We start from the raw sequence: 25,963 nt of genomic DNA, 5'->3' as shown, positions 1-25,963 counted from the left end.
GGGAAATCCGCAAGCTGGGATCTGTGCCAGGGGCGATGGGTAACCATCGGCTCTATGGTGACGATGACATAATTAATTAGGTATTAAGTTTTGCTGATATTGTATAGGACGATGATAGCTTCTAAAAGATTATTGTATTGGAAGTGTAAATAATGATGGAAATAATTGCTGCAATAGATGAGGAAGTTGATACTTTGATAAAGAATTCTACTGTTTTACAGATAATGTCATTAAATTTTATCATCTAGTATCAACATCTAGGGCTAGACTTCATAGGAACTGACGAACGTCGTGAAAACTTGGAACATTAAATGAGATAGTACCTAGCTTATCTTTTATAATAAATTTTTAAAATAGATTGGAGTGATAGAATGGTAAAACTTAGGTATCCAAAGCCCAAAGATGCAAAAAAATTTTATAAAATACTAAATAATATGAATTCTACATATTATTATGCAACTATTCCTGATAGTATTGAAATGGAAAAAGAATGGATTAAAAGAAGGGAATATAAAAGACAAAATAATTTAGAATATAATTATGCTATAATCTTGAATAATGAAATTGTTGGTGGGTGTGCAATTACTATATATCAAGAATACAATCATATTGGTGAAATTGGTTATTTTGTTGATGAAAATTATTCTGGACATGGAATAGCTACTCAGACAGTATGGGAATTAGAAAAAATAGCTTTTAATCAATTAAACCTAGTAAGACTTGAAATTAGAATAGATCCTAATAATAAAACAAGTGAAAAAGTTGCAATAAAAAATAATTACATAAAAGAAGGATTGATTCATAAAGCTATAGAGTTTGAAGGAAATTATTTTAGAAAAGTCTATTGAATTTTATAAAAACGTATTTGATGCAAATATATTAGTTAAAGATGATAGACTTGCATATTTTGATTTGAATAGGTTATGGCTTGCATTAAATAAAGAAGAAAATATACCTAGAAATGAAATGTATAATTCTTATACTCATATTAGCTTTTCAATATATGAAAAAGACTACAAGGAGATATTAGATAATCTAAAATAATTAAATGTTGACATTAAAGAAGGAAGACCAAGAAATGAAGAAGAAGGATTATCAATATATTTTAGAGATCCTGATGGTCACTTATTTGAGTTTCACACTAAAAATAGAATTGATAGAATTAAGTATTATAAGAATTATAGAAAAAACATAGAATTTTTTGATTAAAGAAATATTGTTATTTTATCGTACGATCAGAACTTCGTAAACTTTCAGGATGTTATAAAAAGTGGCGATATTGGAGTTATTCTTTAGGGTTGATTTTGAAAAGCAAGATATTGAATAAATATAAACTTTGAAAAGTAAAGGTAATTCACATTAGATGGGAGAGGAAAGATAATGGATATAATTACAGTTACAAAAGAAAATTTGGAACAAGAGCATATTTGTTGTGCTATTTCAAATAACAAAGACTGTCAAGTGATAGCAAAAAAGTCATGGCTTGCTGAAAGATTTAAAGATGGACTTATTTTCAAAAAAGGAGATGTCCGTGGTAAGTGCTTTATTGAATATATTCCCGCCGAGGAAGCATGGTGTCCTATTGAGGCGGAGGAATATATGTTCATAGACTGTTTTTGGGTTTCTGGACGTTTTAAAGGGCAGGGCAACTCAAATGTGCTATTGAAGGAATGTATCAAAGATAGTAAAGAAAAAAACAAAAATGGCTTGTGATATTGTCATCAAAAAAGAAAATACCATTCTTATCTGATCCCAAATATTTACGTTATAAAGGTTTTGAATTAGCAGACACAGTAGATCCATATTATGAACTAATGTATTTACCATTTGACAAAAATGCTACAAAACCTTGTTTTAAGAAATGTGTTAAAAATGCTTCAATTGATGACAAAGGATTTGTTTTATTTTATTCCAATCAATGTCCATTTACTGCAAAATATGTTCCGCTAATTGAGAGTGTGGCGAAGGGAAAAGAAATCAAGTTTAAGAGTATACGATTTGAAAATAAGAAACAAGCACAAAATGCACCGGTTCCGTTCACTTCTTATAGTTTGTTTTATAATGGTGAATTTGTAACAAACGAAATACTATCGGATAAAAAATTCAATAAAATTATTGTCGAAAAAGGGCTATAGTATAGACAAAATGAATATTATTCTTGGTGAGTAAACTGGAAGGTTTTAGCACATTATTTATATTATATGGAGGTTATTATGCAAAAAGTTGTAGTAGAAAAGTATAATCCAAAGTGGAAAATAGAATTTGAGAAAGCAAAATCATTTTATGAAGAATTATTGAGTAGTATTGAAATGAAGGTAGAGCATGTTGGAAGTACATCTGTTGAGGGATTATGGGCAAAACCTATATTAGATATTGATATTATTGTAGGAAATGTTGAAGACAGTTTACGGGCAATAGAATTATTAACTACCGTGGGATATAAACACATAGGCAATCTTGGGGTTGAGGGAAGAGAAGTGTTGAAATATGATGAAGACAATTCTTATATTAAGTGGATGGAACATCATTTGTATGTATGCTTAGAAGGTAACGAAAATCTTCAAAATCACTTATTGTTACGTAAACATTTGAGAAATAATAAAAAATCTGTGGAGTTATATAGTGTATTAAAGAGAGAATTAGCAGATAAATTTTCAGACGATATTGAATTATATATTGATGGAAAGACGGATTTAATTACAGAACTTTTGAAAACAGAAGGAATGAATAGTGAAAAATTAAAGCGAATAGAGTCAATTAATAAAAAAGATAAATAAGGCTAAAATCATATTTATGTGGAAAAGATTATAGTAAAAATATTATGAAGTTATTAATTGAAGAATGCAAAAGAAGATTTCCTAATAATACAATAGTACTTGAAGTAAGAACATTTAGATCTAGCAACAGGTAAATATATTGCAGAATTGACAGTGGAAGAAAAGAAAGAATCACAGAAAAATTTGGTCAATCATATATATCAATTTATGAAAAAGTACATTGAATATGTTAAGTAAAGTATTCGTTTTTATAAAGTTAATTTATTAAATAAATTTTCATTAACGAAGGGGTAAACTTCGTATAACAGGTTATTTTTGCTGATATTGGGAGGAAAAAGTAAGCGTATTACGACCGTTGCCTAAAGGACATGCTATTTGTCACGTCTTTTGCAGTTAATCGGAAATGCCCAGGATGTTATGTGATATTAAAAAAAGAGAGGAATTAAATGTATGCAGAATAGAGAAAACATAATAAATACTTTAAGAAACAGTTTTATTAATAATGATAATGTTTATGCATTTTGGCTCGAAGGGTCTGATGCAATTGGTACAACAGATAAATATTCAGATTTAGATTTATGGATTGATGTTGAAGATGATTATGAAGATAAAATTATAGAGAAGATAAAGAAAGTCCTATCTAATATCTCCTTGATTGATTTTTTTCATGAAAAGGAGCATGGTCATTCTAAGATAAGGCAAATGTTTATTCATTTAAAAGGTACATCTGAATTCCTAATTATTGATTTATGTGTGCAAAGTCATAGTAGGGAAATTAAATTTACAATAGAAAACAAAGATGAAAAAGTGAAGGTTATTTTTGATAAGAATAATGTTATACAATACAGACATTTAAACAAGGATGAATTTAAAAACAATGTACATAAGCGTATTAATGAAATTAAATCATTATCAAGATATTATATATTATTGGTTGAAAAGGAAGTTAAGAGAAATAATTATTTAGAGGCTTTTAATTACTATCATAATTATATTTTGAGTTCATTACTAGAGTTATATAGAATAAAATATGAACCTACAAAAAAGAATTATAATCTTAAACATATAACACGAGATCTCCCTATCGATGTTGTAGAGAAATTAGAATATTTATATAAGATAAGTTCTATAGAAGAAGTTGAGAAAAAGGCAATTAAATCAATTGAATTAATTAATGGCTTGTTGGAGGCGGAGAAGTAAAAAAATGTCACATAAAATAGCATCTACAGTTCCACTGTGGCTGTACCCAAATTCCTTCGTTAAGGTCAGTCATCCTAGAATTTATGAACTTATTAAACTTTCGGAACGTTATCAGAAATGAGCCTACAAATTTGTAAGTAGAGCTTTGAGAGTAAAATAAAAAAAGTGAAAGGGCAATAAAAAATAAGAAGGCAGGTATTAATTAAATGAATAGGTTAGTAGATATTACAGATAAAGAAGTTCAAGAGATATTAAACTTTCTTTATTTAGATGAAATTATGAATGTATTTTTGATTCATTACTTCGAAAAGCAAAAAGATAGTATTGGAGAAGTGTATATTGGAACAGATGAGAATGAAATTACAGAGGTAGTTCATATTAAATATGATGGAAATTCTCATTTTACGAGTTTTTATTCTACTTCTATAGATGGATTAGACAAGATAGCAAAATTGATTCAAGAGCTTAATTATAGTGATATTTTACTAGCTGGTATAGCAGAAGAAGTAGAACATATCATGACTAGATTAGATATAGATAAGGAACTAGATTTAAATACATATTACCAATTTAATGTTGATAGATATGATAGCTTAAATTTAAAAAAAGCTATTAAATTAAGAAAAGCTATAAGAAATAATCGCGATATTAAAAAAATAAAGAAATATTTTATAGGCTTTTTTGGAGCAGAGACTAAAGAAGAAATACAAAGAATTACAAGTAATGAAAAGATTCATGAAGACATGGAGAATGGTATATATTTACTTGAAATAGATGACAAGATTAAAGGAATGGCTAGATTTTTTGGAGAAAGTCGTAAATATATTGACATTACTACTGTATACATTGATGAGGAATATAGAGGAAAAGGGTATGGAAAGATGCTCATGCAGTTAATGTTAAAGCAGGCACTAGAAAAAAATAAGATACCAATAATACAGGTAGCATTAAGTAATGAAGTAGCAAAGCATATTTATGAAGATATGGGTTTTCATAAAGTATGTGATTATACATTTCAATTTATTATATGAAATATATATCCTACTAGGGAAATACTATCAGCGAAAAAGTTCGAAAAAATAATAGTTGATAAAGGACTATAACGTCAAGGAGATATTCTTTATTACGTAATTACATTAGTAAATGTATATGATATTTATTTAGAAGAGGCTTTTGTTTTCAAAGAAGAAATTAATGATAAAAAATATTGTTATATTTCATCTAACAGTGGAATTGTGGTTCCATTACGTTGTACATAAATTCATGAATTTAATATTAGATGATAAGGTATATAAATAGATAAATGTTTACATATGAATTGCATAAATTAAGCAGTGAAATGATTTTGATATAGATTAATTATCTTTTAATTAGCAAGGATTATTTATGAATGTGGAGGTATTGAGATGTATTGTTTAAAAAAAGAGGATATGTTTAGAATAATTAAGTTTTTTGATGGTTGGAATGATACACTTTTATGGTCATGTTTACAGGGGTATATGGGAAATGCTTGGACTGATGATATTCGGGACCCCAGATCAGTGCAAATCATTATAGGAGATTTCTGTTTTTTTGCAGGCGTTCCTAATATTGAATTGGTAAAAAACATTCCGGAATATTTTTCTGCACAGTATATTTTCATGATACCAGAGAACGATAAGTGGGCTAATCTTATTAAAAAGGAATATAAAAATAATTATGAAAGATTTATGCGTTATGCTATCAAAAAGGAACCTGATGTATTTAATATAGAGAAATTATGTTCATATATTGAAAAGCTTCCTTTAGAATATAGCTTAAGAAAGATAGATAGAGAAATCTACAATAAAGTTAAGACAGAAGAATGGTCAAAGGATTTATGTTCTCAATTTCCGAGCTATAATTATTTTGAAAAATATGGACTTGGTTTTGTAGTATATCATAATGACAAGATTGTTAGTGGTGCTTCCTCTTATACGGTATATAATGAAGGTATAGAAATTGAAATTGATACAAGAGAGGAATATCGTAGAAAAGGACTAGCACTTGCTTGTGCCTCTAAACTAATACTTGAATGTTTGAATAGAGGACTTTATCCAAGCTGGGATGCGGCAAATAGAGAATCTGTAGCTTTGGCAGAAAAATTAGGTTATCACTTTGAAAAAGAGTATGCTACCTATTCTATTACTTTATAAGCCTTCCTGTAATTCAGAACTTTATTTTGAATATGATGATCTTGAGGAACTTCAAAGCAAATTGAAGAAGGAAAAAGTAGAATTTATTCATGAGATGAGAGAGCAACCATGGAGACAAAGGGTCTTAAGAATTTATGATCCTAGTAAGAATATTATTGAAGTTGGAGAATCATTAGAATATTTATCATATAGGTTATAGACAGAAGGAAAAAATGAAAATGAGATAGGAAAAATAACAAATAAGGGTATAGAATTTGCAAAAAAATCAATAGAAAAATTTAAATAATAATATATATGTTATCTGCGAACAAAAGTATAAGTATTATATAATAGCTTGTTTTATGGAGGGTATTAAACATGAAACTAATAAAAACTCAATTAGAAAATATTCCTGAGCATTTAGCTATAATTACTGATGGTAATGGTCGATGGGCTACTAGGAGAGGATTACCACGTAGTATTGGTCATAAAGTTGGGGCAAGAGCCATAAAAACTATAACAGAAGCTTGTGCTAATTCAGGAGTTAAAATTCTTACCTGGTATGTTTTTTCAATAGAAAATTGGAAACGTGACAAGGCAGAAGTTGATTATTTGATGAATTTGTTTATTAAATTTATACGTGATTGGCGAGAAGAAATATATAGAAAAGGTATATGTTTTCGTCATCTAGGAATAAAATCTGGTTTACCGACCGAATTAATTGATGAGATTGAAATTACTGAAGAAAAAACAAAATATAATAATAAGATGATAGTAAATATTGTTCTAAATTATAGTGGAAAGGCTGAAATTGTTAATGCAACACATTCGATAGTCAGAGATGTACAAATGAATAAGTTAAGAATGGATGATATAAATGAAATTACATTTAATAATTATCTTTATACTGCTGGACAAAGGGATCCAGACTTTTTAATTAGATCAAGTGGAGAAGTAAGAATTAGTAATTTTTTACTTTGGCAATTATCAAAAACACAAATTTATACTACAAGCGTTCTTTGGCCTGACTTTACTTGTGAACATCTTTTCGAAGCATTTGAAAAGTATAAGCCATTTATTGAGGTTTACAAAGGTTAAGTGGATGGATTTATATTATATTTAAACATTCAGAATTTTTTATAAAAATAAAGGAAATGAAAAAAGTTTATAGAAATAAGAAAGGAAATATTAGGAAAGGTATATATAATATATTTTTAAAGATTGCTTTAAATATCTTAAGAAAATATATTATGGTATAAAAATGAATATAATTTCATTTGCATCAAAATCACTAAGCTAGAATTTATTAAAAAAGTTATGGAATTTTGAATAATATTTATAACATCATGAATATAGTATTTACGTAAAAGTAAACTAGGACATAATTTCAAGATAATATTACTCTTTTTTATAGGTCAAAGATATTTTTAAAGGTTCGATTTATGGATATATCAAATACTTTGGATATTATGTGAAATCAGATTAATTTTGAAAAAGAAATGAGGTATTGAATATGGGAAAAAAAGAAAAACATAAAGAAGATTTAATGACATTATTTGATGATTTTTTTATAACTAGTAATAGAAAGAATATAATTGATTACTTAATATCTAATAGTAATCTTCCGGGAAGGCGAGCAAATTTAGAATTAGCAGATGCCTTTGGTGATACTGTTATTGAAATATATAACATAAATACGAAAAACATTTGGGATCTTTGTAAAAATATGACTGAAATAAGGCATAAAGAAATTGAAGAAAATGATCCAGAGGAGTTTATTTCTTTTTGCGGTTTAGTTGGTATTGGATCAATATCTTCAGTTTGTTCTTCTTATTTTTCAGAAGGATTGTTAATTTTAAAAAATGCAGCAAAAGATATAAAGTGGCGTATACGAGAAGCAGTTGCTATGGGTATTCAAAGGGTATTATTAAATGATGCTAAAAAGATTATAAATGAATTAGAAGAATGGATTAAAAAAAAGGATTACTATATTTGGAGAGCTGTAGTTGCTGGATTGGCTGAGCCTGATATAGTAAAAAATAAGGAAGTTGCTAAGAAAGCTTTAGAAATTCATAAAGAAATATTGAAACAAATTTTAGATATTGAAGATCGTAAGTTAGACAGTTATAAAAAATTAAGACAAGCCCTGGGATATACATTAAGCGTCGTAGTTGAGCAAATACCTAAGGAAGGGTTTAAATATATAAATCATATTGTAAAAGAAGATGATAAAGATATTATTTGGATAGTGAAGAGTAACCTAAAGAAGAATAGACTATTAAAAAAATATCCTAAAGAAGTAGAGAGAATTAAAATGAGTATGTAGTTTTGGATATAAGATTGGTTGACTTGTTCTCCTGAAGAACTTAAAAAGAGAATGATACAGAATGGAAGAGAAGAAGAACAAATTGAAAATATCATTAGTAGATTAGGAAGTTATGCGACATTTAGTAAAGTTAGGAGTGATTATGTGTTTAAATTATCAAATGAGTCTTTTCTTAAAGCTAGTCATTCATTAAAAAATAAAGCAAGAGATTTAGAAAAATATTTATATGAGTATTATTTTCAAGAAGGAAATTGTGAAAACGTAGTAGAAGAATTAAAAAAATATCAAAATGATGATGGTGGATTTGGAAAAGCTATGGAATCAGATTTTAGATACCCTAATTCATCACCTATGGCAACTTCAATAGGTATAAGATTTTTATCTGAAATAGAAGAAACAAAAGACACAAAAGATATTATAAAATCGGCTTTTAAATATTTAGAATCTACATTTAATGAAAAAAGAAATGGATGGTATGCTTTAACCAAAGAAGTTAATAATTATCCTCATGCTCCATGGTGGCATTATGATGAAGAAAAAGACATGACCATAATAGATAAAAATTAGGGAAATCCTTCTGCTGAAATATTAGCATATTTATATAAGTATAGAAAATATATCAATGAGATAGATATAAATTATTTAATTGAATATGCAATTCAGTATATTGAGAATAAAATAGAGTTTGAGTCTGAGAATGAGCTGTTTTGTTATGTAAAATTATTTGAAGTGTTACCAGATGAATTAAAAATGAAATTAAAGAAAAGAATTGTTTATGGTATTTCTCAAGTTATAGAATATGACCGTAAAAAATGGGGAGAGTATGTTCCTCTTCCACTGGATTTTGTTCCAAGTCCTGAAAAAGAAACATTTGAAGTAAAAAGTTATAAAATAGATGAAAATCTTGATTATTATATACAGTTAATAGAAAACAGTGGTGATGGCTTGATAAATCCTCCTTGGGGAGATGGTTTTTATCAAGAAAGTTTAAAACCAGCTTATAATGAATGGAAGGGAGTTTTAACTTTAAAAGTATTGAAAAGATTAGATAATTATAATCGAATAGAAAGGTAAAAAAATGTAGTTCATTTAGTTTTATTGCTAGGGGTTTGTGGATAGATTTGAAAATTTCAAAATTATAAATATATGTAGTATAAAAATTATAATTGGAGGATTTAATATTGAATGCAGTTATTTATAAAGAATTAATCAAAAATGAAATAGAATTATCATTATTTTCAAACTTTAACCGTTATCAAGAGGTTAAAAAATGTTGGCGCAAAGAAAATGAAGAGTGGGTATTAAAGGATATTATGTTCATTGAAAAGTGGGGTTCTGAAGAGTATAAATATCTTGTAGAATGTTTAAAAAACACTATAGAAACTGGTGGTACAGTATATGGAGCATTTGAAAATAAAAAACTTGTAGGATTTGCTTCTTTAGAAAAACAATTTTTTGGTTCTAAAAAAGAATATCTACAACTTTCAAGTATTCATACATCTTATGACAAACGTGGAAAAGGAATAGGGAAAAAATTATTTGCTCTTGTTTGTGAAAAAGCAAAAGAAATGAGTGCAAAAAAGTTATATATTTCTGCACATTCATCACAAGAAACACAATCTTTTTATAAATCGATGGGGTGTGTAGAAGCAGTAGAATACAATGAATCATTAGTTGATAAAGAACCTTATGACTGTCAATTAGAATATAGATTGTTTTAAGAAATTATGAGTTAAATTTTTCAGATTAAAAGATTTTAATATAGGGAGGGGTATCTGTGGGAGATTATATTCTAATGGAGTTATCAGAAGATTATGCTAAAAAAATTTGTAGTTGGAGATATGAAGGAGAATATTCGACATATAATTTTTCTGATTGGGACATTGTAGTAAAGAATGGATGGGATTTATCATTGGAAGAGAAAAGAAAGTCAGAATTTATAGCAGTACTTTTAAATAATGAATTGGTTTCTTATGGAAGAATAAGTTTAAATGAAGATAAAGCTTATATAGGAATTGGAGTAAAACCATCTTTATGTGGAAAAGGCCATGGTAAAAATATTATGAAGCTATTAATTGAAGAGTGCAAAAGAAGATTTCCTAATAGTACAATAGCACTTGAAGTAAGAAGTTTCAATAAAAGAGCTATTAATTGTTATAAAAACATTGGATTTCGAATTAAAGAAAAATATATGAAGGATACTTTTAATAATTTAGAATGTGAATTTTATTATATGGAATATATAGAATAAGAAATATTTCTTTATAAAGAAATATTTGAGTTCTAAGAAGATATTTATTTAAATTAAGAAAGGAATAAATTATGAAGATAGAGCGTTTATTAGGAATAGTAATGTACTTAATTAATAGGAAAGTAGTTAGTGCAAGAGATCTTGCTGAAAGATTTAAAGTATCTGTTCGAACAATTCAAAGAGATATAGATTCTTTAACATTAGCAGGAATTCCAGTATACTCAATACAAGGTTCTTCAGGTGGTTATGCAATTATAGAGAGTTATAAACTAGATAAACAAATTATGAGTATAGATGATTACTTTTTTATTATTAAAGCATTAAAAAGCTTATCTTCAGCTTATGAAAATAAAAAGGTTGAAGAAGCTTTGGAGAAAATATCAGCTATAGTAACTGAAGAAGAAAATGCTATTATTGATAAACGTAATTCACAATTATCTATTGATTTGAGTTTATTAAGAGAACCTTCAAATGTAGATGATTATTTATTTCTTATTCAAAAAGCTATTAATAATCAAAGAGTATTAGAATTGGATTATACTAATGCAAATCATGTTAAGATTTCTAGAAGGATAGAACCTCTTTCTCTTACATTTAAATGGTATGCTTGGTATCTTTTTTCTTTTTGTCAATTACGAGAGGATTATCGAATTTTTCGTATTTCAAGAATGAGAAATTTAAAATTGATAGATGAAAATTTCACTAGAAAGCACAAAAATATAGATAAATTATTAAAAGAATGTCAAAGTATAGATAAAAGAGAATATATTAATTTAAAATTACTTTGCAAAAAAGAGGTTAGAGTTTCTATTGAAGATTATTTTGCTAATGGAAAAATAATTGAAGAATATGATGATTTTTTTATTCTAGAAATTAGTTTACCAAAGAATGAACAATTTTGGTTTGGAATTTTATTAAGTTATGGAGATAAGGTTAGAGTTTTAGAACCACCTTCTTTACAGAAGAAGATCTTAGATAAAGTTAGAGATATAGAAAAAATATATAATTAAGCTTGTATATATGACATACTGGTGTTGTATATGTTTTAATATACTTCTTATAGAAAAAATCTATAAGGAGGAAAAGTTTTATGAGTAAAATAATTAGGAAAGATGTTAATGAGGAGTATGCATATTCTGGATATGTAAAAGCAGGTAATTTAATTTTTTTAAATTTTTGTGTAGGTAATGTTGGTGGTTCAATAGAAGAGCAGATTGAGGGAGCTTTAGATAATATGATTAGTCGATTGAAAATGGAAAATTTAACTCTTCAAGATGTTGTTCAAGTTAATGTTTTACTTTGTGATGTATGGGATATACCAGTAATGGAAGAAGTTTTCAAGCGTAGATTTAAAGGAAATTATCCAGCTAGAAAAACAATAGCTACTGAATTCGCTCATAAAGGAGGCTCCGATGGTCTTAAGGTACAAATAGATGGTATTGCATATAATCCAAAAGGTGATAATTGCTGAAAATAGTGACAATGAGACTTATATAGATAGACCAGACATAATAGTAAAGAATTTAATTGAATTAGTATAATATCAAAATAGGTCATTTAAAATTGGTGTAATGTATTTATGGAAAGAATGATAATGTAGATTATGGTTAAGAGGGGATTATTATGCTAGGTTTACCAAAGGGAGTAGTAAGACTTGAAACTTACAACCCTCAATGGGCTTCAGAATTTGAAAAAGAAAAGGATATTATACAAGAAAATATCGGGAGTTATATTATTGATATTCAACATGTTGGTAGTACTTCAATTGAAGGACTAATCTCTAAGCCAATCATAGATATAGCTATTGGTGTAACTTCACTTTATGAAGGCCATAAGTGTATTGAACTACTTGGACAATTAGGATATGAATATAAAGGACATGTTGGGGTTAGTAGACGACTTTTTTTACAAAGGGTGATGTAAGTAATAGAACTCATCATATCCATATTGAAGAGATAGGTAGTACTAATTGGTGGAATCATATACTATTTCGTGATTATTTAAGATCACATGATGATATAAGAGATGAATATGCTAAGTTGAAGAAAACTCTTGCAAAAGAATATGCTGATGATAGAGAAATATATACAGTAAAAAAGGTTGATTTTATTTTGGATACTGTGGAGAAAGCTAAGAACCAATTTTATATTAAAGAGAAAAAGTGATGAGTGATGTTATTACTTTCTATAATAGAATCTTAATAATTAAAGTTAAAATTAATAGTTGAAATTAATTTAGAAGTAGTTATATTTCAATAGAAGAGAGTCAGATAAAATATCTTGATGAAAGAGAGGTAAAAACTTATCTTGATGAAAGAACAGAATAATACTCATTTGAAAAGGTGATAAAATGAAACTTGAGATAAATTTAAATTCTTTATGTATTTGTGTTAAAGATATGGAGCGGGCAATTAAATTTTATGAAAAATTTTTAAAACAGCCAGTTGATAAAAAAGATGAGGTATTTAGTATTTTTAATTTTAAAGGTTTTAACTTTTGTTTATTTAATAATAAGAAAGTGAATGAAGAAGTTACATGGGGAGATAATTGTTTACCTAGTTTTGAAGTAAGTAATATGGATATGTTAAGAGAAAGACTTAATGATTTAAATGTAGAAATCATATTTCCTTTAACTAAGATTGATGGAAACTGGGTTTTAGAATTTAGGGATAGTGAAGGTAATGATATTGAGATTTATTCAAAGGCCTAAAAATTAATTGCAAAAAATAGTAAAGATATGAAAAAATATCCGACATATATAATGAAAAATAATTTTTGGGGGGATAGATATTATGATGATAGAGAATAATCAACAAACAGGTATTAGTTCGAATTATAGTTTTTATTTGCCACAAAATAAAGAAGATAATGTGATAAGGGGAATTAAGAATCAAATAAAAACTATACAAGAAAAGATAGCTAAAATATCTGAAGATGAAAATTTGTCAGGACAAGAAAAAGTAGATATGAAAAAGAATCTAAGAGAACAATTGGATCAGTTGTATGGACAGTTGATGGAAAGAAGAATGGAGATACAAAAACAGAAAGAAAAAGAAAAACAATTTAAAAATCAATCTGTAGAATCTGCGGAAGTTGAAGGTACAGTAGAGGATATCAGGGTGATGAATTTAATTTCAATATCTTCATCATTAAAACAAGTGAGTCATCAAAATGCTACAAAGACAGAAATTAAAGGACAAGCAAGAGTATTAGAGAGTGAAATTAAACTAGATGAGGCACGAGGAGTTGATGTAACGAGAAAAAAGGAAAAATTGTCTGAGATTAACTCACAAATAGAAATGATTAATGGACAAATACAAAGTAAATTAAAAAAGGTAAATGATAAAATTAGTAAAGTCAACAAAAAAGAAAAAGAAGAGCAAGATAAAAAAATAGATGAAAAAGATAAAGATGAAAATACAGACAAAAATAAGATTGAAGAAGATATAGAAGAAAATAAAGTGAAAAATACTAATACGTTAAAATCTAAGAAAAAAATAGATATTCACGTATAAATATATTAAGATGCTTTTGAATATTGGTAGTTATTTTTGAGAGGAGATATAAATGGAAAAATATATTGAGTTTCTTTTGAGAGAAGCTTGTCCGTCCATTAGGTATAGAATTAAAAAAGAAATAACCAATCAATTATCATCGAATGAAAAAATTCAATTACAAAAAGAGATATTAGAGGATTCTTTAGTAAAACGATACGTATCATTACAAGAGTCTAATGGATGGATTAATTATGATTTTCATAGTGAGAAGGGTGTAGAAACAGCTGTTAGAGTATTGTGTGAGAAAGGTATTGAATCTAATCATTTATCAATTTCTAATATGCTTAAACAATTAGAGGAGAGGGAAGAAACATTTGACCAAGGATGTTTATCAAATGTTGGTAAAATTCTGGATCAGTTAAATCTCGGAGGATCTCAATTGATAAAAGCGGTTATATTTGGTTATGCAGGGGTAGAGGATAAAACATTTATAACTGAACAGATTGAAGAAGCTCTTAATGTATTTAAATATGTGATTAATGTTAGCTCTATTGAAAGTATTACTGAAAATTATAAAGGTAAACTTGTGTTTAAATCTAAAGCAAAATGGCCCAGTATTTATCATTTGAGATTGTTAGCATATACAAAGAGTTGGCGTAATATTGAGAATATAAATATGATTATTGATTCTATAAAGAGATTGATTAAATTATCTCCTATACCTGAAATAAAAGGACTTTATAAATCTCAGGTTGTTTCCCCTGGTTCATTTTGTATGCATGATTTTAATGCTGATATGAAGAGATTAGATGCTAAGGGATGGATGATGTGGTTTCATAGAATGGAACTTTTAGCTAGAATAGGAGTCATAAAGAGTATACCACATTTAAACTTACAATTAGATTATCTGAAGAACATGATTAATGAACAAAATAATATTTTTCATAAAAAACAAAGTCATTATTATTTTAAAAAATGGGGTACATACACAGGATTAGTCCTTGAAAAGGACTGGAGAACAAAAAACAGATATTTATGTGACTTAATATTTAGAAGTATAATCATTATGTATTATTCTGAAAAATATGTAAATAAAGAAGTTAAATATGATTTATGATATAAGAAAAGGAGGTAAATATAATATATGAATTATAAAAAACTAGAAATTAACGATATTAATATTGATGAAGAAATAAAATCAATTTTAGTACAGATTGCTCGTTGGCATAATCTTACTCCTAAACTATGGAGATCTGATTATAAAATATCAGCTGAAGATATAGATAGAACAGTTGAGAGAATTCATAAAACTAAAAGTCAAGATTTGTTTCTTACTATTGTAGAAGATGAACAGGGAGAGATACAAGGATTTATATGGGCCTATAAACAAGAGGAATCACAGAACAGTGTTATGATTTTATCATTATATGTCACTGAAGATTATAGAGGAAGAGGAATTGCAACTAGATTAAAGGAATTATTAGAACAATGGTGTCGACTTGAAGGGATTAAAACTATAAATACAACGACTCATTACAATAATCATAATATGATTAAATTGAATAAAAAACTTGGATACATTCCAGGGATGGTCTATATGAGCAAAACATTATAAAAGGCCATTTTTTTATTTAAAAATTAATCTATTCAGAAATCTTTATAGAATATTGGACACTTTTTATTCCTCAATCATTATATATGAAGTATAAATAATATGATTAACATGGTGAAAAATAATTACGATAAGGTTATGCTATCACCGGATGAAAAAGCTTATAAGGTAGTAAAATTAAGAGATTAAAACTAAAAAAAAATTCATAAGAATAAAGGAAATAGATGATATTTGTAGAAATAAAGAAGAAAGATTATCTGGATAGGCTAAATATTTTAGTTTAAATATAAAATGGAGATTAGATGAAGATTTAAAGATAGAAGCATTAAAATCAGTTGAAATGGAAGAAGTCAAAAATATAAAAAAGAACACTTTTAAATTTTCAAATAGATTAAATTTATAAAAGGAGAGGGTGGGAAGTGATATTTAACTCTTTAAAGATAGAAAAGATTGAACCCAAAATAAAACAAATAGATAAACCAATAAATTTTATTGGTCTAAAAATTGAAACTAATGATAAACAAATATCCAAAGATATATCTAAACTAGGAAATAAACTTAAAGAAATCAAAAAATCTTATAGTATCCCTAATACAAAAGAACCGAGGATTTTTTTAGCGGTAACAAAAAATTACGATCCTAATACTGGATACATGGAATATATTATGGGAGATGTAGTAAATGAAATACCTGATAATATTCCAAAGGATTTAGGGCTGTATAGTGTACCTCAAGGAAAGTATGCTGTATTTCTTATAAAACCAAAACACTCATTTTTATGGGGATATACTTTGGGGAAAATGAAAAGTTATATTTATAGAGAATGGTTACCAAACTCTCAATATCAAAGTGGTAATGAAATAGATGATTTTGAATATCATGATCACAGAAGTATATCTAAAAAACCAGAAATTGATTTATATGTTTCGATTATTGATAAATAGCATAGTTTTTATTTTGATATGCTAAACTTCGACAATGTCTGAATTTTATATAAAAGTTGTTATGGGAGGTATTGTTTAAATGATTTGTTAAGTGATAAATTTAATAAAGAGTATTTATTAGGAGAATTTTTTAAGCTAATGTTTATTGATCTATTATATTTAAGAGAAGTTAAATGTGCTAAAAGTAGAAAATTAGATTTAACTATTTATGGAGTATATATAAATGATACAGGAATTAATATATATGCTCAAGAGATTATTAAAGTGTTAAAAGAATCTCCTGATTTTGTATAAACGAGAGGGATTGATTATGTATGAAAATAGGCTTAATGAGACATTTTGAAGTTATTCAATATTCCAAAAAGTTTATGACTTCAAAGGAATTTGAAGAATGAGTAAAAATTTATGATAATGCAAAAATAAAAATAATAGATATGTCAGGAAGTGAGGTGGAATGGGATATATGTTATTCTAGTAGTTTATCAAGAGCAGTTAAGACGGCTGAATCTATTTTTGAAGAGGAGATAATAAAAAAAGAGATCTTAAGAGAAGTTCCTATTGCTTCAATGATAAGAAAGAATATTTTACTACCTCATAAAATTTGGTTGATTTTAGGAAGATTAGCTTATTTGTTCTCCCATAAATCACAACCTGAAAGTATAGATGAAACTAAGGTTAGAGTGAAAAATTTTATTTCTGAAATTGTTTCATTAGAGGAATCTAATATTTTAATAGTATCTCATGGTTTTGTAATGAAATTTTTACAGAAGGAACTTATTAGAAATGGATTTAAAGGAGAAAAATTTAATAGGGCAAAAAACGGACAAATATATTTATTTGAAAAATAGAAGTAGTGGAAATCTATAGCTGTTAGTTACAATTAATAATTAATGAAATGAGGAAAGTAAGTATGCATAAGGAAGAGATTAGTACAATAAAGACAATTCTGGTTGTCTTTTTAGGAATATTAATATTAGTATTTGCACAAGGTGTAAGCAGTTTAATATTTGAATTACAATTACCAAATGGAGTGGTAGCATTAATTTTTGGGATATGCTATATTATGATTTCATATATTTTGATAAAAGTTTGCTGTATAAAATTATTAAATATTAGAATGAACGAATGTTATATTGGCAAACCTAAAGTCCATTTTCGTTGGCTTATATGTGCTATTATATTACCTGTTTCAGTTTCAGCAGTATTGTTATTTAACCCAGGAGAATTGATTAAGAACAATGTAAGTGTTATAGAGTCAATTAATATAATTGTAGGAGCAATTTTTACTGTAGGTTTTGGTGCAGGTGTTGTTGAGGAAATGGTGTTTAGAGGCTTAATAATGAAATTACTAGAAAAACGATGGGGAAAACTAATTGCTATCATAATTCCTTCCGTTTTTTTTGGGATTTTGCACGTCGTAGGAATTAAAATGAACATTATTGATATATTATTACTTTTTATTGCAGGAACAAGTGTAGGGATTATGTTCTCATTAATTGTGTATGAGAGTGGCTCCATATGGTCAAGTGCTATTGTTCATGGTATTTGGAATGTTATTATGATTGGTGGAATATTAGATATAAGTAATTCATATAATGAGAAGGCTATTTTTTCATATAAGTTATCAACAGAATCAATGATATTAACAGGTGGAGTATTTGGGGTAGAAGCATCAATTTTTGCAGTATTAGGATATATACTTGTTATTTTATGGACAATTTATTTGATAAAGAAGAAAAGTATATTAAAAGGGAACATTTGATGGAGAAGTTAGACTAAAGCATCATAAGGAGGTAAAATCATGAATCATTTAGTGATCAAAGAACATAAAAGTAATTATCCAGATCCAATTACTCTTGAGAAAGGTGAAAGAGTATTAGTTGGTAAGAAATATGATGGAAAAGAGGATTGGTTGAATTGGAGATATTGTTATAGATTAGATAATTCACAAGAAGGTTGGATTCCAGAGCAAATTCTTAATATATCAAGTGAATATGGGGTATTGAAAGAAGATTATACTGCTAGAGAATTAACAATAAAAAAAGGGAAGAGAGTAAAAGGAATTAATGAATTAAACGGATGGATATGGTGCAGAGATATGAAAGGTAGAGAAGGATGGATTCCAAAATTAAATTTAAAAAATTTGGAAAGTTGATTTTATTTAAAAAAATAAGGGAGTGACATTTTATGAGATATTTTAAAAAGATTGTTGGTGAAAAAGTATATCTATCTCCTATAAATATTGATGATGTGGAAAAATACACGGAGTGGATAAATGATTTAGAAGTTTCTATAAACCTAGGAAATGCATCAGATATATATTCATTAGAAAAAGAAAAAGAAATTTTAGAAAAAATAAGCAAAGAAGGATATAATTTTGCAATTGTAGATTTAAACAAAGATGAACTTATAGGTAATTGTGGATTAATGGATATAGATATGAGAAACAGAAGAGCTGAACTAGGAATATTTATTGGAAATAAAAACTATTGGAGTAAAGGATTTGGAAGTGAAACTATTAACTTGTTATTAGAGTATGGCTTTAATATTTTGAATTTAAATAATATTCTTCTTAGAGTGTACTCTTTTAATAAACGTGCAATAAGTTGTTATAAAAAATGTGGCTTTAAAGAGATAGGTAGAAGAAGGGAAAGTTATATAGTAGGAAATAAGAGATATGATGATATTTATATGGATATATTAGCAAGTGAATTTAGAGGGAAAATACATAAACTTATAAATGAAGAAGGTTAAGATTAAGAAAGTTTGATGAGAATTATTTTTTATATTTTATTGTAAAAATTGGAGGAGAAAATGCTAGAGGTTAGAAAAATTGACCCAAAAATGACATATAATATTAGGCACATTGTTTTACGTCCACATCAGACGATTGAGGAATGTAAATATGATACAGACTATGAAGACGATTCATTTCATGTTGGAGGATTTTATAAAGGAAAACTGATAAGTATTGCATCCTTTTGTATTGAAAAACATTCTGATCTTTCTATTGAAAAACAGTATAGATTAAGAGCAATGGCAACTCTTGAGGAGTTTAGAAAATTAGGAGTTGGAAGGTCAGTGGTTAATTATGCTGAAAACTTAATAAAAGAACAGGGAGTTAATTTTTTATGGTGTAAAGGAAGAACTTCAGTTCAAGAATATTATAGCAAGTTAGGATTTAAGGCTCATGGTAAAGTATTTGATTATCCACCTATTGGTCCTCATATTATTATGTATAAAAAGCTAGATATTATTGAAAGAAACCGTAATAATATAACAATAATAAAAAAGCAACTCAAAAAAGATAGAATTAAAGTAATCATAGTTGATGAGAATTTAGGATACTAAATGCTTTGTTGAATAGGTAATCTAGAATGTTGAATTTTAAAATTTACCAGCTGCACGTAGTGTTTATATAATAGTTTATTAGATAAAAGTTTTAAGTAGTGAGGAGAATACTATGCATGAAAAAGAAATGAAAGGTATTTTATCAGCTCAAAATGGAATAAATATATACCGAGGTTGTACCCATGGTTGTATTTATTGTGATTCAAGAAGCAGATGTTATCAAATGAATCATGATTTTGAAGATATCGAGGTAAAATCAAATGGACCTAAAGTTTTAGAAGATGCTTTGCGTAGAAAAAGAAAGAAGTGTATGATAGGCACTGGAGCAATGAGTGATTCATATATTCATTTGGAAGAAAAATTAGAAAACACTAGAAAATGCATTGAACTTATTCATTCCTATGGATTTGGACTAGCTATACAGACTAAGTCTGCCAGAATTTTAAGAGATTTAGATTTACTTAAAAAAATTAATGAAAAGACGAAGTGTGTGGTACAAATGACCCTTACTACCTATGATGAAGATTTGTGTAAAATTATAGAGCCAAATGTGAGCACTACAAAAGAACGCTTTGAGGTACTAAAGATAATGCGGGATAATGGAATTCCTACAATAGTTTGGTTGAGTCCTATTTTACCATTTATTAATGATACAGAAGAAAGTATACAGGGAATTTTGGATTATTGTATAGAGGCAAAAGTACATGGTATTATTTGCTTTGGTATAGGATTAACTTTAAGGGAAGGTAACAGGGATTATTTCTATAAAAAGTTGGATGAACATTTTCCGGGTATGAAATCTCAATATATTAGAAGGTATAAATATGCATATCAGATAAATAGTTCTAACAATGATAGGTTAATGAATATGATAAAAAAAACATGTGAATTCCATGGCATATTGTGTGATATTGAAGAATGTTTTAATTATCTTCACAAATTAGAGGAAAGAAATGAATATGAACAGTTGATGTTGCCAGGATTAGATTAGAATATATCGCATCTAATTTAGATTAAAAAATAAAAGAAATAAATTTGTAAGAAAGTATTCATATATTGGTTTAAGTAAAAAATAAATAAATTTATATGAGAACTAAAATTTTCGGAAAATTTCACAAAAAATAAAGGAAATAGGTAATATTTGTAGAAACAAGAATAAAAGGTTATGGATGAAAGAGGATATATGAAGCCATAGGCAAATATTCACGAACTATAGTTCGTGAATATAGTAGTTAGCTGAAATACGCCAAGATGACGCGCATACATGTGCGGATTTGAAGGCAGAGCGTTGAAGCTTTAGCATTACCATATTTGCTAAATATTGAGAGTAAAGATTATTGAAGTAATAGAAATAACTCTGCAGGGAAAATTATAGACAAAAAAAGTCTTGTTTATTCACACAGGAGGAATTATGACTAATATTATTGCTCATACAATGGAATATATTGGAGATAATATCCACACTTCTCTTGTATTGAGAAAATACACGAACAGTGATTTTAATATATATAAAACAATATATGAGGATTGCTTTTGGGAAATGAGAACAGCCTTACAATTGACTCCTGTCAATTGTTGTGACACCAAAGAACAACTAAATAAAAAAAGAATAACATCTATATCTATGAGGAAAAGGGTGTAATGATCGGATCAGTAGCAATATATGGGAATGAAATAGATGATCTAATCGTTTCAAAAGAATATCAGAAAAAAGGATATGGAAAAAAGACCTTGATTTTTGCAATTAATCGTATGCAACAAAAAAACATATCGCCTATCATTTTACATGTTGCAGATTGGAATCAAGGTGCAATAAAAATGTATCTAAACAATGGATTTAAAATTACTAAAACCGAAATTATCGAACGAGCATAATGAGCAAACTCTTGAGTTCACATTGTCTACATAAAATGAAATATATAGAGTTCTGTTAAGGGTAAAAATTAGGGGTGAGCCATCCGTGGCTCCCTCTGAACAAGGAGTCGGCGTACTTTAGAGAACAACGTATGCCCACAAGGGTGCGGCGGGAAAAGCTTTGAAGTATGCGCATCACATCGCTTCACCGGACGGCAAGCGCCGCCAAAGAAGAGGGGCTTCGAGGGTCCGGTTCAGCGGCGTCGGGTTAGGTATAGAAGCAGGTTATGCATCTTCCAGAGAAATACCAATTATAACTATAGCTAAAGAAGGTTCTGATATTTCCGAAACTCTAAAGGGAATTTCTAAAGAAATAATTTTTTATAAAGAACCTAATGAGTTAAGGAATCTTTTTGAAAGATTAAGTAAAGATGATTAGTAATATGGATATTTTTTCATAGCATTAAAAAATTTGAAGTTGGAGTAACATATATGAAAAATTCTGCATTATTGATTATTGATGTTCAAAAAGGTTTAGATGATAAACAGTATGGGAAACGTAAAAATCCAAATGCTGAAGAAAACATATTGAAATTATTAAAAAAATGGAGAGAAGAAAAATTACTTGTTATTTTTACTAAATACTATTCAAAAAGAAAAGGATCTCCTTTAGAAAAAACTAATAGTAATTCTAAAATAAAAGATATTGTAAAATCTTTGGATAATGAAAAAATCGTTAAAAAAATGACTAATAGTACGTTTATTAATACAGAATTACATAAAATTCTTCAAAGCCACAATATTATGGAATTAGTTATAGTAGGTTTAACTACAGAAAATTGTGTTTCACCAACAGCTAGAAATGGAAAAGATTTAGGATATTCAATATATATTGTTTCAGATGCAACTGCAGCTTTTAAAAAAGTTAATTTACGAAGCAAAATGGTTAATGCTAATTTAATACATGAAATTGAACTAATTTGTTTTAATAATGAAGTTGGAAATATATTATTAACTAAAGTTATAATTAAAAATATATAAAGTGAAAGTTGAAGTGAGTGGATGACTTCATATAACAGCAAGGTTTCCGATTTCGCTCCTGTCGTCGCTTCATCCAAATTCATTTGCCAAGCACAGTCGCGCTAAGGCTCATGAACTTCGGAAACCTGCGGGACATTATGCGAAAAAATTGACTAGTGAAAGGGGAAAAACATTATGAATAGAGTATCAGATATAATAAGAGAGAGATTAATTGGTAAAGGTGCTAGCATTGTTGGTTTTGCAGATTTATCAGAGATTTCTGGTGAGTTGAGGTATAATTTACGATATGGAATTTCTATTGGGAAGTCAATAGATCCAAAAATCGTAAATAATATTTATAAAGGACCAAATCTAGAATATTATGAAGAGTATAAGCGATTAAATAATAAACTTGACAAGATAGCGATTTTAATAGCGGATGATATCAAAGATATGGGTCATAATGCAATTGCCAAAACTACAACGGAAGTTAGAATAGATAACACTACAAAAACATCTGATCTTCCACATAAGACTGTGGCTACTCGTTCGGGATTGGGATGGATAGGTAAAAACGCGATGTTGATTACAGAAGAATATGGTTCAGCAATAAGGCTAACTACTGTGCTGACTGATTTACAATTAGAAGTAGGGGAACCAATTAATGAATCTAGATGTGGAAGCTGCAACAGGTGTGAACGAGTATGCAGTGGTAAGGCAATAAAAGGGATCAATTGGAATATAGGGTTACGTAGAGAAGAATTTTACGATGCATATGCTTGTAGAAAAGAAGCGCGAAGATTGAGTGGAATTGAAGGTATTGATGAGAGCTTATGTGGTCTTTGTATACATGCTTGCCGATATACAAAAAAGTATATTAAAAGCCAGAAGATAAAGGTAACTTAAAAAAGGGTAAAGGGGTATGAGTGCAAGTAGTCCGTCAATTCCTTCTAATAGCATTGATTTCCCAACATCTATCGGTTTTATGTGTAGTGGAAAATTGAAGGTTATTTAGCCTATAGCCGTCGAGAAGTCAGGGGACGTTAAGTGAAATAGTCGCTTATTTTTTAGATAATTGATAAATTTACTTAGTTATATGACAATAAAATAGTAGTTCAGTTATAAAAAAATATACGGAGGTAAGAGATGGATCTAGTAAGTAATAGAGTAATGCTTAAGTCTTTAAGTCTTGAAGGTTTAATGCAAATAAGCAAACAAAATAAGTTTATTTATGAAGGTATTGATCTAACTAGCTTGGTACTCACCGATATCCAAAGAAGAGCCATAAATATTAAGATAGGTAAAATGAAGAAAGCAAAAAGAGAACTTCATGATTGGTATACATATTGGCTTATTATTAATAAAGATAGTTTAGATACAATGGGTTTAATTGGTTTTAAGGGTATAGATAATAAAGGTGAAGCAGAAATAGGTTATGGTATTTCAAAGCAGTATGAAGGACAAGGTTATATGACTGAAGCAGTAAAGATTCTTATAGAATGGGCATTTAAGAGCAGATTATGTAAGACATTAACTGCTACTGGTGTTTTAAAGACAAATTATGGCTCACAGAATGTACTTCTGAAAAAATGGATTTAAAAAAATTGAAGAAAATAAAGATACTATTAATTATAATTTAGTGAAAAATTTAATAATTTAGGTAGTATTAAGTTTTAAATCATATTAGAAAAATATTTAAGTGGGAGTTTATGTAAAAAAACAAATACCGATATATATCGAATTTAGATAAATATGATGGAGAATATAGTTTTTTTAATAACTAAGAAAGATAGATTCTATTTTTTATAAAGCGTCGACTATTTCACCTAACATGAAGGTTTACGGTTTCGTTTTTTCGTCACTACACCCAAATTCATGAACCTAAGCCAAGTCTGGTTAAGGTTCATGAACTTCGTAAACCTCAGGAACGTTATCTGAAATGCCGTGATTAAATGTTTTGAGATGAGGTGATAGAATGTCTAACTATAAAGAATTCAAGTGGTTTGGGAATAAGCAGATGTATTTAAATGAAATTAATCTAGATAATTGTGATGATATTGTAATTGGGCGATATGGCGGGAATACCGATTCAGGAGCAGAAAAAAATGAAGATGCAGTTTTTATTATGAGTAATAAAGAATTTAATTGGAAATTTGCAATGATTTTAGATGCACATACTACAATTCAAAGTGCAAATTTAGTTATCAATACTGTTTATAACCATAAAGAAAAGCTTCTCTCAATATTAAATACCACTAAAAAAGATATGTTTAAGAATCTACAATCGTTTTTTTTTGAAATTATTTAGTAATGATGATTTTAAAGAAAAGTGCAATTTGGTGAGAGGAGAAACAGTCTACTTAATTTGTGTTCAAAAAGATCAATTTTTATGGTGATTTTCTATTGGAGATAATTTAATTTATTTATTACATCATGATTTGGCAAAGTTAGGGCAGTATTTTCTAAATCAAAGACAATTTTTCGAATGGATTGGTCAAGAGAATACGTTTTCTTTAGAAGTGCTTTGTTATTCTTCAGGTATTAGAGAATTAAGAGAGGGTATTAATTATATTTACTTATTGACAGATGGTGTATTAGAATGTGGAAAAAGACCTTTTGAAAATCCAGAATTCTTATATTCAATGCTTACAGAAACTGATGAAAATAAGGACATAAAATCAAAAATATATAATGTTTTAAATATAGTACATCAGGAACATGGCCGAGACAATGCTACGATAATAGGCTGGTCATATTTTAATTCGTTTATAGCAAGATGGCCTTCAAGATAAATACGAGGGTCAACGGCACATCAGATAACAATATATTCCGGTTCCGTTCCTTCGTCTCTGCACCCAAGTCCAGCAACTTAAGATAGGAGTTATCTAAGAGTTGCTGGACTTCGGAAATACGGATACGTTAGTGCGCCAAGCAAAGCTTGGCATTACTGGCAAGGTGAAAGTCCTTGTATGGAAAGGT

General features: G+C 28.0%; 36 protein-coding genes and 2 pseudogenes. All 38 read left to right on the top strand.

Features of this window, described 5'->3' with window-relative positions; translation table 11 throughout:
• Positions 1-371 precede the first annotated feature (371 nt).
• The 38 genes and pseudogenes from GOQ29_RS08935 (at position 372) to GOQ29_RS08755 (ending at position 25,776) form a co-directional block, all read left to right on the top strand.
• Positions 372-848: a GNAT family N-acetyltransferase gene (locus tag GOQ29_RS08935; protein ID WP_203372303.1), complete on the top strand. Its 477-nt coding sequence runs from the start codon at positions 372-374 to the stop codon at positions 846-848.
• Positions 817-1,209 (top strand): annotated as a pseudogene (locus tag GOQ29_RS15165) (VOC family protein). The gene GOQ29_RS08935 and the pseudogene GOQ29_RS15165 overlap by 32 nt, the downstream one beginning before the upstream one ends.
• 171 nt (positions 1,210-1,380) lie before the next feature.
• Positions 1,381-1,713, top strand: coding sequence for a hypothetical protein (locus GOQ29_RS15230; RefSeq protein ID WP_484477077.1), 333 nt, complete (start codon positions 1,381-1,383; stop codon positions 1,711-1,713).
• 2 nt (positions 1,714-1,715) lie between these two features.
• Positions 1,716-2,135: a YoaP domain-containing protein gene (locus GOQ29_RS15225; RefSeq protein ID WP_484477076.1), complete on the top strand. Its 420-nt coding sequence runs from the start codon at positions 1,716-1,718 to the stop codon at positions 2,133-2,135.
• Between the two features lie 78 nt (positions 2,136-2,213).
• Positions 2,214-2,777: a GrpB family protein gene (locus tag GOQ29_RS08920; protein WP_203372301.1), complete on the top strand. Its 564-nt coding sequence runs from the start codon at positions 2,214-2,216 to the stop codon at positions 2,775-2,777.
• 450 nt (positions 2,778-3,227) lie between these two features.
• Positions 3,228-3,977: a hypothetical protein gene (locus tag GOQ29_RS08915; protein ID WP_203372300.1), complete on the top strand. Its 750-nt coding sequence runs from the start codon at positions 3,228-3,230 to the stop codon at positions 3,975-3,977.
• A gap of 206 nt (positions 3,978-4,183) precedes the next feature.
• The gene (locus GOQ29_RS08910) at positions 4,184-5,008 is read left to right on the top strand and encodes a GNAT family N-acetyltransferase (RefSeq protein WP_203372299.1); all 825 of its coding nucleotides are present in this window, start codon (positions 4,184-4,186) and stop codon (positions 5,006-5,008) included.
• A 375-nt stretch (positions 5,009-5,383) separates the two neighbouring features.
• A complete protein-coding gene (locus tag GOQ29_RS08905; RefSeq protein ID WP_203372298.1) occupies positions 5,384-6,151 on the top strand; it encodes a GNAT family N-acetyltransferase in 768 nt (255 codons plus the stop codon).
• Complete coding sequence (locus tag GOQ29_RS08900; RefSeq protein ID WP_252187569.1) at positions 6,126-6,350, top strand: glyoxalase/bleomycin resistance/dioxygenase family protein; 225 nt, start codon at positions 6,126-6,128, stop codon at positions 6,348-6,350. Before GOQ29_RS08905 ends, GOQ29_RS08900 begins: the two co-directional genes overlap by 26 nt.
• A 158-nt stretch (positions 6,351-6,508) precedes the next feature.
• Positions 6,509-7,228: a polyprenyl diphosphate synthase gene (gene uppS, locus GOQ29_RS08895; RefSeq protein ID WP_203372296.1), complete on the top strand. Its 720-nt coding sequence runs from the start codon at positions 6,509-6,511 to the stop codon at positions 7,226-7,228.
• A gap of 415 nt (positions 7,229-7,643) precedes the next feature.
• Positions 7,644-8,456: a hypothetical protein gene (locus GOQ29_RS08890; protein ID WP_203372295.1), complete on the top strand. Its 813-nt coding sequence runs from the start codon at positions 7,644-7,646 to the stop codon at positions 8,454-8,456.
• 18 nt (positions 8,457-8,474) lie between these two features.
• Complete coding sequence (locus tag GOQ29_RS14480) at positions 8,475-9,023, top strand: prenyltransferase/squalene oxidase repeat-containing protein (protein ID WP_207750684.1); 549 nt, start codon at positions 8,475-8,477, stop codon at positions 9,021-9,023.
• Between the two features lie 183 nt (positions 9,024-9,206).
• The gene (locus GOQ29_RS14475; protein WP_207750683.1) at positions 9,207-9,530 is read left to right on the top strand and encodes a hypothetical protein; all 324 of its coding nucleotides are present in this window, start codon (positions 9,207-9,209) and stop codon (positions 9,528-9,530) included.
• A 107-nt stretch (positions 9,531-9,637) separates the two neighbouring features.
• Positions 9,638-10,177, top strand: a complete 540-nt coding sequence (locus GOQ29_RS08880; protein ID WP_203372294.1) for a GNAT family N-acetyltransferase — start codon at positions 9,638-9,640, stop codon at positions 10,175-10,177.
• A 56-nt stretch (positions 10,178-10,233) separates the two neighbouring features.
• Entirely contained in the window at positions 10,234-10,707 is a 474-nt protein-coding gene (locus tag GOQ29_RS08875) for a GNAT family N-acetyltransferase (RefSeq protein WP_350446002.1), read from the top strand.
• 71 nt (positions 10,708-10,778) lie between these two features.
• On the top strand, positions 10,779-11,717 hold the full coding sequence (locus tag GOQ29_RS08870) for a helix-turn-helix transcriptional regulator (protein ID WP_203372293.1): 939 nt from the start codon (positions 10,779-10,781) through the stop codon (positions 11,715-11,717).
• 80 nt (positions 11,718-11,797) lie between these two features.
• On the top strand, positions 11,798-12,178 hold the full coding sequence (locus GOQ29_RS08865; RefSeq protein ID WP_203372292.1) for a RidA family protein: 381 nt from the start codon (positions 11,798-11,800) through the stop codon (positions 12,176-12,178).
• Between the two features lie 152 nt (positions 12,179-12,330).
• Positions 12,331-12,872: pseudogene (locus GOQ29_RS15055) on the top strand (GrpB family protein).
• A 184-nt stretch (positions 12,873-13,056) separates the two neighbouring features.
• On the top strand, positions 13,057-13,416 hold the full coding sequence (locus GOQ29_RS08850) for a VOC family protein (RefSeq protein WP_203372290.1): 360 nt from the start codon (positions 13,057-13,059) through the stop codon (positions 13,414-13,416).
• A gap of 82 nt (positions 13,417-13,498) precedes the next feature.
• On the top strand, positions 13,499-14,221 hold the full coding sequence (locus GOQ29_RS08845; protein ID WP_203372289.1) for a FlxA-like family protein: 723 nt from the start codon (positions 13,499-13,501) through the stop codon (positions 14,219-14,221).
• 52 nt (positions 14,222-14,273) lie between these two features.
• On the top strand, positions 14,274-15,320 hold the full coding sequence (locus GOQ29_RS08840; RefSeq protein WP_203372288.1) for a hypothetical protein: 1,047 nt from the start codon (positions 14,274-14,276) through the stop codon (positions 15,318-15,320).
• 27 nt (positions 15,321-15,347) lie between these two features.
• Entirely contained in the window at positions 15,348-15,818 is a 471-nt protein-coding gene (locus GOQ29_RS08835) for a GNAT family N-acetyltransferase (RefSeq protein WP_203372287.1), read from the top strand.
• A gap of 416 nt (positions 15,819-16,234) precedes the next feature.
• Entirely contained in the window at positions 16,235-16,759 is a 525-nt protein-coding gene (locus tag GOQ29_RS08830; RefSeq protein WP_203372286.1) for a GyrI-like domain-containing protein, read from the top strand.
• Positions 16,760-16,843: 84 nt separating this feature from the next.
• Positions 16,844-17,053 (top strand): hypothetical protein, encoded by a 210-nt coding sequence (locus GOQ29_RS08825; protein WP_203372285.1) that lies wholly within the window; start codon positions 16,844-16,846, stop codon positions 17,051-17,053.
• Positions 17,054-17,208: 155 nt separating this feature from the next.
• Positions 17,209-17,607, top strand: a complete 399-nt coding sequence (locus GOQ29_RS08820) for a histidine phosphatase family protein (RefSeq protein WP_203372284.1) — start codon at positions 17,209-17,211, stop codon at positions 17,605-17,607.
• 62 nt (positions 17,608-17,669) lie between these two features.
• Complete coding sequence (locus GOQ29_RS08815; protein WP_203372283.1) at positions 17,670-18,521, top strand: CPBP family intramembrane glutamic endopeptidase; 852 nt, start codon at positions 17,670-17,672, stop codon at positions 18,519-18,521.
• 39 nt (positions 18,522-18,560) lie between these two features.
• Complete coding sequence (locus GOQ29_RS08810; protein ID WP_203372282.1) at positions 18,561-18,914, top strand: SH3 domain-containing protein; 354 nt, start codon at positions 18,561-18,563, stop codon at positions 18,912-18,914.
• A gap of 32 nt (positions 18,915-18,946) precedes the next feature.
• Positions 18,947-19,513, top strand: coding sequence for a GNAT family N-acetyltransferase (locus tag GOQ29_RS08805; protein ID WP_203372281.1), 567 nt, complete (start codon positions 18,947-18,949; stop codon positions 19,511-19,513).
• A gap of 60 nt (positions 19,514-19,573) precedes the next feature.
• A complete protein-coding gene (locus GOQ29_RS08800) occupies positions 19,574-20,110 on the top strand; it encodes a GNAT family N-acetyltransferase (RefSeq protein ID WP_203372280.1) in 537 nt (178 codons plus the stop codon).
• 112 nt (positions 20,111-20,222) lie between these two features.
• Positions 20,223-21,101 (top strand): SPL family radical SAM protein, encoded by an 879-nt coding sequence (locus tag GOQ29_RS08795; protein WP_203372279.1) that lies wholly within the window; start codon positions 20,223-20,225, stop codon positions 21,099-21,101.
• Between the two features lie 420 nt (positions 21,102-21,521).
• A complete protein-coding gene (locus GOQ29_RS08790) occupies positions 21,522-21,752 on the top strand; it encodes a hypothetical protein (RefSeq protein ID WP_203372278.1) in 231 nt (76 codons plus the stop codon).
• Positions 21,752-21,985 (top strand): GNAT family N-acetyltransferase, encoded by a 234-nt coding sequence (locus GOQ29_RS08785; RefSeq protein ID WP_203372277.1) that lies wholly within the window; start codon positions 21,752-21,754, stop codon positions 21,983-21,985. The genes GOQ29_RS08790 and GOQ29_RS08785 overlap by 1 nt, the downstream gene beginning before the upstream one ends.
• A 160-nt stretch (positions 21,986-22,145) precedes the next feature.
• Complete coding sequence (locus tag GOQ29_RS08780; protein WP_203372276.1) at positions 22,146-22,403, top strand: hypothetical protein; 258 nt, start codon at positions 22,146-22,148, stop codon at positions 22,401-22,403.
• A 53-nt stretch (positions 22,404-22,456) separates the two neighbouring features.
• Complete coding sequence (locus GOQ29_RS08775) at positions 22,457-23,005, top strand: isochorismatase family protein (RefSeq protein ID WP_203372275.1); 549 nt, start codon at positions 22,457-22,459, stop codon at positions 23,003-23,005.
• A gap of 174 nt (positions 23,006-23,179) precedes the next feature.
• Positions 23,180-23,890 carry an epoxyqueuosine reductase gene (locus tag GOQ29_RS08770; RefSeq protein ID WP_203372274.1) on the top strand — a complete coding sequence of 237 codons (711 nt, stop codon included), beginning with the start codon at positions 23,180-23,182 and terminating at the stop codon, positions 23,888-23,890.
• 240 nt (positions 23,891-24,130) lie between these two features.
• Positions 24,131-24,583 (top strand): GNAT family N-acetyltransferase, encoded by a 453-nt coding sequence (locus tag GOQ29_RS08765; RefSeq protein ID WP_203372273.1) that lies wholly within the window; start codon positions 24,131-24,133, stop codon positions 24,581-24,583.
• Positions 24,584-24,959: 376 nt separating this feature from the next.
• On the top strand, positions 24,960-25,292 hold the full coding sequence (locus GOQ29_RS08760) for a hypothetical protein (RefSeq protein WP_203372272.1): 333 nt from the start codon (positions 24,960-24,962) through the stop codon (positions 25,290-25,292).
• Between the two features lie 130 nt (positions 25,293-25,422).
• Positions 25,423-25,776 carry a hypothetical protein gene (locus GOQ29_RS08755; RefSeq protein ID WP_203372271.1) on the top strand — a complete coding sequence of 118 codons (354 nt, stop codon included), beginning with the start codon at positions 25,423-25,425 and terminating at the stop codon, positions 25,774-25,776.
• Positions 25,777-25,963: the final 187 nt, after the last annotated feature.

Source organism: Anaeromonas gelatinilytica (assembly GCF_016820635.1).
In the GTDB taxonomy this organism is placed as follows: domain Bacteria; phylum Bacillota; class Clostridia; order Tissierellales; family SIT17; genus Anaeromonas; species Anaeromonas gelatinilytica.
This window is presented reverse-complemented; position numbering and strand designations above follow the sequence as displayed.

What these genes read in the sequence shown, in the direction of transcription:
- GOQ29_RS08850 (WP_203372290.1), top strand. Translation starts at nt 13,057, where the DNA reads ATGAAACTTGAGATAAATTTAAATTCTTTATGTATTTGTGTTAAAGAT.
- GOQ29_RS08900 (WP_252187569.1), top strand. Translation starts at nt 6,126, where the DNA reads ATGCTACCTATTCTATTACTTTATAAGCCTTCCTGTAATTCAGAACTT.
- GOQ29_RS08835 (WP_203372287.1), top strand. Translation starts at nt 15,348, where the DNA reads ATGAATTATAAAAAACTAGAAATTAACGATATTAATATTGATGAAGAA.
- GOQ29_RS08785 (WP_203372277.1), top strand. Translation starts at nt 21,752, where the DNA reads ATGATCGGATCAGTAGCAATATATGGGAATGAAATAGATGATCTAATC.
- GOQ29_RS14475 (WP_207750683.1), top strand. Translation starts at nt 9,207, where the DNA reads ATGAAATTAAAGAAAAGAATTGTTTATGGTATTTCTCAAGTTATAGAA.
- GOQ29_RS08905 (WP_203372298.1), top strand. Translation starts at nt 5,384, where the DNA reads ATGTATTGTTTAAAAAAAGAGGATATGTTTAGAATAATTAAGTTTTTT.
- GOQ29_RS15230 (WP_484477077.1), top strand. Translation starts at nt 1,381, where the DNA reads ATGGATATAATTACAGTTACAAAAGAAAATTTGGAACAAGAGCATATT.
- GOQ29_RS08805 (WP_203372281.1), top strand. Translation starts at nt 18,947, where the DNA reads ATGAGATATTTTAAAAAGATTGTTGGTGAAAAAGTATATCTATCTCCT.
- GOQ29_RS08815 (WP_203372283.1), top strand. Translation starts at nt 17,670, where the DNA reads ATGCATAAGGAAGAGATTAGTACAATAAAGACAATTCTGGTTGTCTTT.
- GOQ29_RS08920 (WP_203372301.1), top strand. Translation starts at nt 2,214, where the DNA reads ATGCAAAAAGTTGTAGTAGAAAAGTATAATCCAAAGTGGAAAATAGAA.
- GOQ29_RS08790 (WP_203372278.1), top strand. Translation starts at nt 21,522, where the DNA reads ATGACTAATATTATTGCTCATACAATGGAATATATTGGAGATAATATC.
- uppS (WP_203372296.1), top strand. Translation starts at nt 6,509, where the DNA reads ATGAAACTAATAAAAACTCAATTAGAAAATATTCCTGAGCATTTAGCT.
- GOQ29_RS08795 (WP_203372279.1), top strand. Translation starts at nt 20,223, where the DNA reads ATGCATGAAAAAGAAATGAAAGGTATTTTATCAGCTCAAAATGGAATA.
- GOQ29_RS08870 (WP_203372293.1), top strand. Translation starts at nt 10,779, where the DNA reads ATGAAGATAGAGCGTTTATTAGGAATAGTAATGTACTTAATTAATAGG.
- GOQ29_RS08890 (WP_203372295.1), top strand. Translation starts at nt 7,644, where the DNA reads ATGGGAAAAAAAGAAAAACATAAAGAAGATTTAATGACATTATTTGAT.
- GOQ29_RS08810 (WP_203372282.1), top strand. Translation starts at nt 18,561, where the DNA reads ATGAATCATTTAGTGATCAAAGAACATAAAAGTAATTATCCAGATCCA.
- GOQ29_RS08845 (WP_203372289.1), top strand. Translation starts at nt 13,499, where the DNA reads ATGATGATAGAGAATAATCAACAAACAGGTATTAGTTCGAATTATAGT.
- GOQ29_RS08840 (WP_203372288.1), top strand. Translation starts at nt 14,274, where the DNA reads ATGGAAAAATATATTGAGTTTCTTTTGAGAGAAGCTTGTCCGTCCATT.
- GOQ29_RS08910 (WP_203372299.1), top strand. Translation starts at nt 4,184, where the DNA reads ATGAATAGGTTAGTAGATATTACAGATAAAGAAGTTCAAGAGATATTA.
- GOQ29_RS08775 (WP_203372275.1), top strand. Translation starts at nt 22,457, where the DNA reads ATGAAAAATTCTGCATTATTGATTATTGATGTTCAAAAAGGTTTAGAT.
- GOQ29_RS08915 (WP_203372300.1), top strand. Translation starts at nt 3,228, where the DNA reads ATGCAGAATAGAGAAAACATAATAAATACTTTAAGAAACAGTTTTATT.
- GOQ29_RS08935 (WP_203372303.1), top strand. Translation starts at nt 372, where the DNA reads ATGGTAAAACTTAGGTATCCAAAGCCCAAAGATGCAAAAAAATTTTAT.
- GOQ29_RS08800 (WP_203372280.1), top strand. Translation starts at nt 19,574, where the DNA reads ATGCTAGAGGTTAGAAAAATTGACCCAAAAATGACATATAATATTAGG.
- GOQ29_RS08865 (WP_203372292.1), top strand. Translation starts at nt 11,798, where the DNA reads ATGAGTAAAATAATTAGGAAAGATGTTAATGAGGAGTATGCATATTCT.
- GOQ29_RS08770 (WP_203372274.1), top strand. Translation starts at nt 23,180, where the DNA reads ATGAATAGAGTATCAGATATAATAAGAGAGAGATTAATTGGTAAAGGT.
- GOQ29_RS08765 (WP_203372273.1), top strand. Translation starts at nt 24,131, where the DNA reads ATGGATCTAGTAAGTAATAGAGTAATGCTTAAGTCTTTAAGTCTTGAA.
- GOQ29_RS08760 (WP_203372272.1), top strand. Translation starts at nt 24,960, where the DNA reads ATGTCTAACTATAAAGAATTCAAGTGGTTTGGGAATAAGCAGATGTAT.